The sequence below is a fragment of the Microbacterium sp. ARD31 genome, assembly GCF_031844425.1.
Map to the genome: position 1 here is coordinate 1 of NZ_JAUZVE010000107.1, position 8,580 is coordinate 8,580.

10 protein-coding genes are annotated in these 8,580 nt (G+C 70.3%); 5 read left to right on the forward strand and 5 right to left on the reverse strand.

Going from position 1 to position 8,580, the window contains the following annotated elements; genetic code table 11:
* Positions 1 to 1,267: hypothetical protein (locus Q9S36_RS51015; RefSeq protein ID WP_311292367.1), on the forward strand; the 1,267-nt coding region annotated here is incomplete at its 5' end.
* Between the two features lie 281 nt (positions 1,268 to 1,548).
* Here Q9S36_RS51015 and Q9S36_RS51020 read toward each other — a convergent pair.
* Entirely contained in the window at positions 1,549 to 2,430 is an 882-nt protein-coding gene (locus Q9S36_RS51020; RefSeq protein ID WP_311292368.1) for an alpha/beta hydrolase, read from the reverse strand.
* Between the two features lie 56 nt (positions 2,431 to 2,486).
* On the opposite strand from Q9S36_RS51020, the gene Q9S36_RS51025 reads away from it, so the two are divergent.
* Positions 2,487 to 2,957, forward strand: coding sequence for a MarR family winged helix-turn-helix transcriptional regulator (locus Q9S36_RS51025; protein ID WP_311292369.1), 471 nt, complete (start codon positions 2,487 to 2,489; stop codon positions 2,955 to 2,957).
* Here Q9S36_RS51025 and Q9S36_RS51030 read toward each other — a convergent pair whose 3' ends face one another.
* From Q9S36_RS51030 to trxA, 4 genes are all read right to left on the reverse strand, one after another.
* The gene (locus Q9S36_RS51030) at positions 2,958 to 3,503 is read right to left on the reverse strand and encodes a DUF2243 domain-containing protein (protein WP_311292370.1); all 546 of its coding nucleotides are present in this window, start codon (positions 3,501 to 3,503) and stop codon (positions 2,958 to 2,960) included.
* Positions 3,504 to 3,570: 67 nt separating this feature from the next.
* Complete coding sequence (locus Q9S36_RS51035; RefSeq protein WP_172260515.1) at positions 3,571 to 3,837, reverse strand: metal-sensitive transcriptional regulator; 267 nt, start codon at positions 3,835 to 3,837, stop codon at positions 3,571 to 3,573.
* The gene (locus tag Q9S36_RS51040; protein ID WP_311292371.1) at positions 3,837 to 4,238 is read right to left on the reverse strand and encodes a DUF302 domain-containing protein; all 402 of its coding nucleotides are present in this window, start codon (positions 4,236 to 4,238) and stop codon (positions 3,837 to 3,839) included. The genes Q9S36_RS51035 and Q9S36_RS51040 overlap by 1 nt, the downstream gene beginning before the upstream one ends.
* A complete protein-coding gene (gene trxA, locus Q9S36_RS51045; RefSeq protein WP_311292372.1) occupies positions 4,238 to 4,597 on the reverse strand; it encodes a thioredoxin in 360 nt (119 codons plus the stop codon). Before trxA ends, Q9S36_RS51040 begins: the two co-directional genes overlap by 1 nt.
* 187 nt (positions 4,598 to 4,784) lie before the next feature.
* On the opposite strand from trxA, the gene Q9S36_RS51050 reads away from it, so the two are divergent.
* The 3 genes from Q9S36_RS51050 to Q9S36_RS51060 all read left to right on the forward strand — a co-directional run.
* On the forward strand, positions 4,785 to 6,479 hold the full coding sequence (locus tag Q9S36_RS51050) for a rhodanese-like domain-containing protein (protein WP_311292373.1): 1,695 nt from the start codon (positions 4,785 to 4,787) through the stop codon (positions 6,477 to 6,479).
* Positions 6,476 to 7,306, forward strand: coding sequence for a sulfite exporter TauE/SafE family protein (locus Q9S36_RS51055; protein WP_311292374.1), 831 nt, complete (start codon positions 6,476 to 6,478; stop codon positions 7,304 to 7,306). Before Q9S36_RS51050 ends, Q9S36_RS51055 begins: the two co-directional genes overlap by 4 nt.
* A gap of 36 nt (positions 7,307 to 7,342) precedes the next feature.
* Positions 7,343 to 8,580: MMPL family transporter (locus tag Q9S36_RS51060; RefSeq protein ID WP_311292375.1), on the forward strand; the 1,238-nt coding region annotated here is incomplete at its 3' end.

Below are 8,580 nucleotides of genomic sequence, written 5' to 3' on the forward strand. Positions count from 1 at the left end.
GGTCGATAGTCCGTTCGGGTCAATATGCGGGCATGTCCAGGAGGAGGTGTCCAGAAGCGTGGCGCTGACCTATGACCGCGCCGAGGTGGCAAAGTATTGGGCCGGTGACGGCTTTGAGGCGCCTGGCGAGAGCTGGGTGCTGTACTGGTTAAACCTCACCGACAGCGGCGGCGACTTCGACCCTTCGGCGATATTGAGCGACCTCGTGCTCGAGCTCAACTCGCGTGCGCTTGACTGGAGCGAGGAGTCCGACGAAGGCTCCCAAGGCGAACTCTCCATCGACCTGCGCGGGAACGAGCTGATCGGACTTCACTGCCCGTTGTGGGCGCAGGCTCCCCTGGAGTACCTGGACGCGTTCTGCGCGGCACTGACGAATCGTGGGTGGCAGGGGCACCTGACCCGGCACGAGGAACCTCCCCGAATCTGGGTTCCGTACGGGCCCGAACCTACAATCACCACGATGCTGGGCTACGGAGTCGTGCCCGATCCGAACGAGCCGCATCGAGGTGCGGACCTGTGGCAGGTCCAGACTGAACTGATCCCTTCGATCGTCGAAATCGCACTCGATTGGATCGACGCGGCAGGGCCCGCTCCGATCACCTATTGGTCCGGCATCTCATGGCAACCCACGCGCGTACAAGCACGAGAGTTGCTGCAACGCAGATTGCGCCGCCGAGGTGGAGTCGAACTGGGACGAGTCGCTAGCGAGCGGCAGCAAGACCTGGAACATCGCCGCGTGCAGAGGACGGGTCGCACGGCCGTCTTCGACCAGGGTCACTTGATGTTGACCGAGAATGATCGTGGCCGTTCGCTGCAGGAGCGTCTGGCCGACCATCATGAGGTTCTTCTCCGGGGGGCGAAGGACGCCCGGTATGGGCTCACGCGCGGAACCATCGGCCATGCTCCCCCGGGAACCGTCTATGGGTTCAAAGGTGAATGGGTAGCAGGCTGGGGCCCTCCCCTCCTCCTGCCTCCGCAACGTTCGGGCCACAGCCCCGGACTTCCAGACGCGTACTACGCGCAGCTGTTCGAGACCAGCCTGCTGGACGGGACCACGCTTGATCCAGCAGCGTGGGTTCGGAAGGATCTCTCGACCGGTCTCACGATCATCACGGCACGCGACGACGAGTCCTGGTTCGCCCTTCAACCCGCGGCGGACGCTAGAGGTCCGAACTCGGTCGTGCACGGACCGACACAGGTGACGCTTGCTGCCGCAAGGACCAGCTTGAGCGGGACACTTCAGCGCCCCTTGCCGACCGCCGAGTGAACTGCACCCCAGTCACCGAATAGGGCGCTCTCCTGCATCTCGAGGCGGGCTGGCGTCTAGGTGCCCTGCGTACTAGTTGCACCCCACGAACCCAATTGTGAACTGTTCCTGCAGGTCAGCGCCCTGCGGTACTCACTACTACGACATCTGATTCGCCGGGTCTCGCTGACCTGCGCGTAGGTGCCTGGAACGGCGCCTGACCTGTGAAGACGTCCGACGACGTCTCCAGCGTCAGGCGCCGTTTCCTCGTGCCCGTGCGGGACGACCGCCCCGACCGTGCGTCAGTCGACCGTCCGGTAGAAGTCCATCAGGGCCGTGGCGAGCTGCTGGGGCGCCTCGAGGGCCACGTGGTGCCCCACGCCGTCGATCTGGACGTGGACGGGCTCACTGGCCGTGACCTGCGACAGGGTGGTGGCGGTGAACGGCCCGCCGCCGCCACCGACCGCGAGCGACGGCACCGAGAGGGGGCTCGTGGCCACGAGGTCGCGCAGCCGTTCGCCCTCACCCAGCATCGACCGGTAGAGACCTGAGGCACCCTCCCACCCGTCCGGCCGGCGGAAGGTGCGAGTGAGCTCCTCGATGTCCTGTTCGGTGACTGCGTCCGTGCCGGCCGTCATGGTCTGGTACCAGCTCGTCAGGAACTGGTGCTCCTTGCCGGCGAGCAGCATGGCGGCGACGCCCGGGGTGGCGAACGCGCCGATGTGCCAGGAGCCTCCGCTCCTGACGTCCGCGAGCGCCTCCAGCCCGTAGCCCGCCAGACCCATCTCGACGGCCGTGAACGTGCGCACCAGGTCGGGGCTGCTGGTGGCGAAGCGCAGGGCCGCTCCCCCGCTGATGTCCTGCGCCACGAGATGGACCGCGCCCGCGTCGAGCGTCTCCACAAGCGCGCGCAGGTCCTGGGCTGTCACCTCGCTGCCGTGGGGGGCTTCGGTTCCGGAGTCCCCGAAGCCGCGCAGGTCCACCGCAACGACGCGGTGCCGCTCCGCCAGCAGCGGGATCAGCTTGTGGAAGGTCCACCAGGTCTCGGGGAACCCGTGGACCAGCAGCACCGGCGAGCCGGAGGTCTCGGTCGTCACGTAGTGCAGGGTCGTGCCGTTCAGTGCGGTCGTGCGGTGGTGGACCGCGTCGACGGTCGCCGGGGTCGAGCTCAAATCGTCAATCATGTTGTCCATATTAGGACAACCTAGTTGTCTTCTCAAGGGTGGGCTAGCCTGCGCGCGTGACGCGATCGGGCCCTGACCTGGCACTGCTGCTCCTCGCGAGCTTCCGCACGCTCGTCGATGCGGCCACGGAGGAGCTGGCGGCGCGCGGGTACGACGACGTACGGCCCTCGCACGACTTCGCCATGCGTGCGATCGCATCGGGCGCCGACAGCGCCTCCGACCTGGGGCGTGCCATGTCGGTGAGCAAGCAGGCGGCCAGCAAGACGATCGCCGTGCTGATCGACCGCGGGTACGTCACGCGGGTCGAGGACCCTCGTGACGCTCGACGCAGACCCTTGCAAGTCACCGCGCTGGGATGGGAGGTCATGCACGAAGGCGAACGGATCTTCACCGAGCTCCGCGACAGGTGGGAGCAGCGGGTGGGTCACGACGAGTTCCGGGCGTTCGTCGCCGTGCTGGAAGAGCTCGTCGGCGATGCGACGGTCCGGCTCGACGCACCTGGATGGGTCGCACACGAGCTCGGCTGATCACCGCAGCGGGTGGCCCACGGGAACCTGCTGCCACCCCTGTCGGCCGAGCTGCCCCGCGCCGCGGCGCTGGAACACCCAACCGCCGAGCGTCAGCGCCGCGCCGAACAGCAGGAAGCCGATGTCCCAGGACAGCGGGCCGCCGAGGTCGTCGCGCACGTGGTGCACGCCGAGCAGCTGGTGGTCGACCAGGCCCTCGGCGAGGTTGAACAGGCCCCACCCCATCAGGACGCCACCGAGGTGGAACGCCCAGCTCGGCGCCAGGCGGCCCTGCCGCCACTGGGCCAGCGTCACGATCGACGCGCCGACGACGAACAACCACGTGGCCACGTGGAAGAAGCCGTCCGCCAGCGTGTTGACCTCCAGGCCCGCCACGGTCGTGACCGGGTACTGGCTGACGTCGCTGACCATGTGGTGCCACTGCAGGAGCTGGTGCAGCACGATGCCGTCGACGAAGCCGCCCAGGCCGATGCCGTACATCAGGCCGGCGGCCCTCGACGGCGGCTCCCCGATCCGCGAGTCCTGATGTCCGCCGGGTGTCGTCATGCCGGTGCGGTACCCCGTTCGCCGTGCTGTATCGCGGACGCCGGCGCCGCTGGGCTCCCGGACCTCGTCAGGCGAGGGAGAGGAAGAGCTTCTCCATCTTCTTCACGTCGAGGCTGTCGGCGTCGCCGTCGTTCTCGACGAGGCACTGCTGCAGGCCGCTGGCCACGATGGCGAACCCGGCCCGGTCCAGGGCCTTCGACACGGCCGCGAGCTGGGTGACGACGTCCTCGCAGTCGCGGCCCTCCTCGAGCAGGCGCAGCACGCCGGCCAGCTGGCCCTGGGCGCGCTTGATGCGGTTGATGACCGGCTTCATCGAGGTGGGGTCGAGCTCCATCAGATCTCCTGGGTCAGTGCCGCGAGTGCGGCGTTGAGCCGCTGCTTGGCGTCGGCGGCGACGGCGTGCAGTGCGGCGTTGTCGGCCAGTCCCATCATCGCGTCGGGGTCGAACGCCTCGACGAGGGTGGTGCCCTCGTCGAGAGCGCGCACGACGACGTTGCACGGCAGGACCGCCGCGATCGACGGGTCCACGCTCAGCGCCTCGTGGGCGAGCGCGGGCCGGCAAGCACCCAGGATGACCTGGGGCGCGACGTCGACGTCGAGCTTGGTCTTCAGGGTCGCCTTGAGGTCGATCTCGGTGAGGATGCCGAAGCCCTGCTCGCCGAGCGCGGCGCGGACGGCCTCGACTGCGTCGTCGTACGACCGGGGCAGGGTGGCGCTGAGGGTGAAGGTGGCCATCAGGCGCTCGCCTCCTGCTCGGCCAGGGCGGCGTCCACGTCCAGCTCGCGCACGGCGGTGATGACCTGCTCGAGCGCGGCGGCCGGCAGGGCGCCGGGCTGGGAGAACACCAGGGTCCCGCGCTTGAACGCCATCAGCGTGGGGATGGAGGTGATGCTCGCGGCCGCGGCCAGGGCCTGCTCGGCCTCGGTGTCGACCTTGGCGAACACGATGTCCTGGTGCTCGGTGGACGCCTTCTCGTACACGGGGGCGAACATGCGGCACGGGCCGCACCAGGACGCCCAGAAGTCGACGAAGACGATGTCGTTCTCGATGACGGTGCTCTCGAAGTTCTCCGCACCCAGGTCGATGGTGGCCATCAGGTTGGCTCCTCTGCTGTGGTCAGGTGGTGGCACCTGGCTCCAACGAGGATACCCCCTCCCGTATTCCATGACGCACGCCACACCGGATCGTCCGCGGGTTGGGGAATACCCCCCGGGGTCTGTACGGTTGGGCAGGTCGATACCCCACCGGGTATTCACGCCGACACCCAGGACGGAGTCAACAATGAGCAGCCGCACCCCCGAGATCGACATCGAGCGACTCGCCGGCGCAGCCGAGGTCGACGCGCACGTCATCGACGTCCGCGAGGCCAGCGAGTACGTCGCCGGGCACGTGCCGGGCGCGACGCCCATCCCGATGGGTCACCTCGCATCCCGGCTCCGCGAGCTCGACAGGTCCCGGCCCGTCTACGTCGTGTGCGCCTCGGGCAACCGCAGCGCCGCGATGACCGACCTGCTCGTCGCGCAGGGGTACGAGGCGTACTCGGTCGCCGGCGGCACGACTGCCTGGGCGCGCGCCGGGCGCCCGCTCGAGACCGGCGCCGTGAGCCAGGACCTCACCATCCTCCCGATCGAGACCCCCACCCTGGGCGACCGCAGCTACCTCGTCCACGACGGCGAGGTCGCCTTCGTCGTCGACCCGCAGCGCGACATCGACCGCGTCCTCGACCTCCTCGAGGAGCACGGCGTGCGCCTGACCCACGTCTTCGAGACCCACATCCACAACGACTACGTCACCGGCGGCCTCGCGCTCGCGCAGCGCACCGGTGCCCAGTACCTCGTCAATGGCGAGGACGACGTGTCCTTCGTCCGCACCCCCGTGGCGGACGGGCAGGTCGTCGAGGTGGGTGGACGTATGCGCGTCACCGCGCTGGCGACCCCCGGCCACACGTTCACCCACCTCTCCTATGCCATGACCGACGGCGACAGCGGTGAGCAGGTCGCGGTGTTCACGGGAGGTTCGCTGCTGTACGGCGCCACCGGCCGTCCGGACCTGCTCGGGCCCGAGCACACCCACGACCTGGTCCGTCACCAGCACGCCTCGGCCCACAAGCTGGCCGATCTGCTCCCCGACGCCGCCGAGGTGTTCCCCACGCACGGCTTCGGCTCCTTCTGCTCCGCCACCCAGTCCGACGCCACCGAGTCGACCATCGGCCAGGAGAAGCGCTCGAACCCGGTGCTGACCCAGGACGAGCAGACCTACGTCGACGAGCTGCTGGCCGGGCTCGGCGCCTACCCGACCTACTACGCCCACATGGCGCCGGCCAACTCCGACGGCCCGTCGGAGCCGGACCTGTCGCTGCCGTCCGTCGCCGACGCAGTCGAGCTCCGTCGGCGCATCGAGGCCGGCGAGTGGGTCGTCGACCTCCGCACCCGCACCGCCTTCGCGGCCGGACATGCTCCCGGCACGCTGAACTTCGGCCTCGACGGCGGGTTCGCGACCTATCTGGGCTGGCTCGTCACGTGGGGCACGCCGATCACGCTGCTCGGCGAGTCCGCGGAGGACGTCGCCGAGGCCCAGCGTGAGCTGGTGCGGATCGGGATCGACCGGCCCGCAGCACACGCCACCGGCGGTCCCGAGGACTGGAGCGACCGCGAGCTGTCGTCGTTCCCGACCGCGACGTTCGCCGACCTCGCGCAGGTGCGACACCACCGCGAGGTCGTCATCCTCGACGTCCGCCGTGCCGACGAGCACGACAAGGCCCGCATCGACGGTGCCGTCAACGTGCCCATCCACGAGCTCCCGCAGCGCCTGGCCGACGTGCCGGCCGGGGAGGTGTGGGTGCACTGCGCGGGCGGCTACCGCGCCTCGGTCGCCGCGTCGTTCCTCTCTGCGGCCGGCATGACGCTCGTTGCCGTCGACGACTCCTTCGACAACGCCGAGAAGGTCGGACTCCACCTCGTGGGGCCCGAGGCGTGAGCCTCTCGCTCCTCGCCGCCGTCGTCGCCGGCGCGCTCATCGGGCTCAGCCTGGGTGCGCTCGGCGGCGGCGGCTCCATCCTGGCGGTGCCGGTGCTCCTCGCCCTCGGCCAGACCGCCACGCAGGCCACGACCGGGTCGCTGGTGGTCGTGGGCGTCACCTCGCTCGCGGGCGCCGTGACCGCGCACCGCGCCGGCAACGTCCTCCTCGCGCGCGGGGCCGCGTTCGGCGTCGTGGCGATCGGCGGCGCCGTCGTCGGCGCCCGCGCGTCCGCGGCCGTCGCCGAGCCGGTGCTGCTGGCCGCGTTCGCCGGTCTCATGCTCGTCGTCGCCGGGCTCATGACCGCCCGACAGTTGCGCCACCGCCGCGGCACCACGGCGGGCGCCCATGCGGACCGGCCGCGCCTCGACGACCCGATCATCACGTTCAGCCCCACCTTCATGTGCCAGTGCCCGCGCGCGCTGAAGGTCCTCGTCACCGCGACCGCGGTCGGCCTGCTCACCGGCTTCCTCGGAGTCGGCGGAGGCTTCCTCGTCGTCCCGGCCCTCACCCTCGCGCTCGCCCTCCCGATGGCGTACGCCGCCGGCACGTCGCTGGTCGTCATCACCATCACCAGCGCCGCCGCCCTCGCCACCCGTGCGGGCAGCGGCATCGCGCCGGACTGGGGGCTCGTCGCTGCCCTCACCGTCACCGCCGTCGCCGGCTCCGTCGCCGGAGCCCGCCTCGCGGCGCGCGCCGACACCGCCAAGCTCTCCGCCGCGTTCACCGGCCTGGTGCTGCTCGTCGCCGCGTACACCGCCGCGACCGCGGTCCCGGCCCTCGTCTGACCCCGTCACTCCCCCACACAGAAACGAGTCCTTCCCATGACGTCGACGGCCACCCGCCGCCACGCCCAGCCCGTCCCGCACGACGCCGACGACCCGTACGGCATCGGCTACCGCCCCGGCCCGCTCGGGCGCCTCGGCCTGTGGGTCACCCACCACCGCAAGGCCACCGCCCTGGTGTGGCTCCTCCTCGTCATCGGCCTCGGTGCGTTCGCGCCCAAGGTCGAGGCCAACCTCTCCGGCGCCGGCTGGCAGGCCGACGGCTCCGAGTCGGTCGCCGTGCGCGAGCTCGCCACCGAGTCCTTCGGCGGCAACGCGAGCTCCGCGATCCAGGTCGTCGTCCACGCGGAGGACGGCCCCGTCACCCGGGGCACCGGCGCCGACGTCATCGACGAGGTCACCGCGATCCTCACCGACGAACCCCGCATCGCCGACGTCATCGCCCCCCAGCCCGGCGCCACCGTGAGCCAGGACGGCTCGACCGCCGTCATCCTGGCCGGGGCCGGTGCGGACCCCAACGAGATGGTCCGCGTCGCCGACGACCTCAAGGACGAGCTCGAGGCCCTGTCCGGTGACGGCGTCGAGGTCAACCCGACCGGCGCCTCCCTGCTGTGGTCGGACTTCAACGAGGCCAACCTCGACGCGATGCTCAAGTCCGAGATGATGTCGTGGCCGGTCACCCTGGCCATCCTCGTCCTCGCCTTCGGCGCGCTCGTCGCCGCCGGCCTCCCGCTGATCCTCACCCTGGCCGGTCTCGTCGCCTCCGCCGGCTCCCTGGTGCTCATCAACGAGCTCATCCCCGTCTCCATCTGGGCGATGAACTTCGCGATGATGTTCGCCCTCGCGCTCGGCATCGACTACGCGCTGTTCCTCGTCGTCCGCTTCCGCGCCGCGCGCATGGGCCACCACGAGACCCCCCGCCAGGCCATCGCCGAGACCATGGACACCGCCGGCAAGGCCGTCCTGCTCTCGGGCGCCACCGTGCTCGTGTCCTTGTCCGCGGTCATGCTCGTGCCCTCACCGGCGTTCCGCTCCATGGCCGGCGGCATCATGCTCGCCGTCGTCTTCGTCCTCGCCGCCACCCTCACCCTGCTCCCCCTCGTGCTGTTCAAGCTCGACCACACGATCAACAAGGGCGCGCTGAAGTGGGTCCACACCGGTGAGCACCGTTCCCCGAAGTTCGCAGCCTGGGGCGAGCGCCTGTGGAAGCGCCCCGTCGCGTTCGGGCTCGCCTCCCTCGTCGTGCTCCTCGCCCTCGCCGCCCCCGTCCTCGGCCT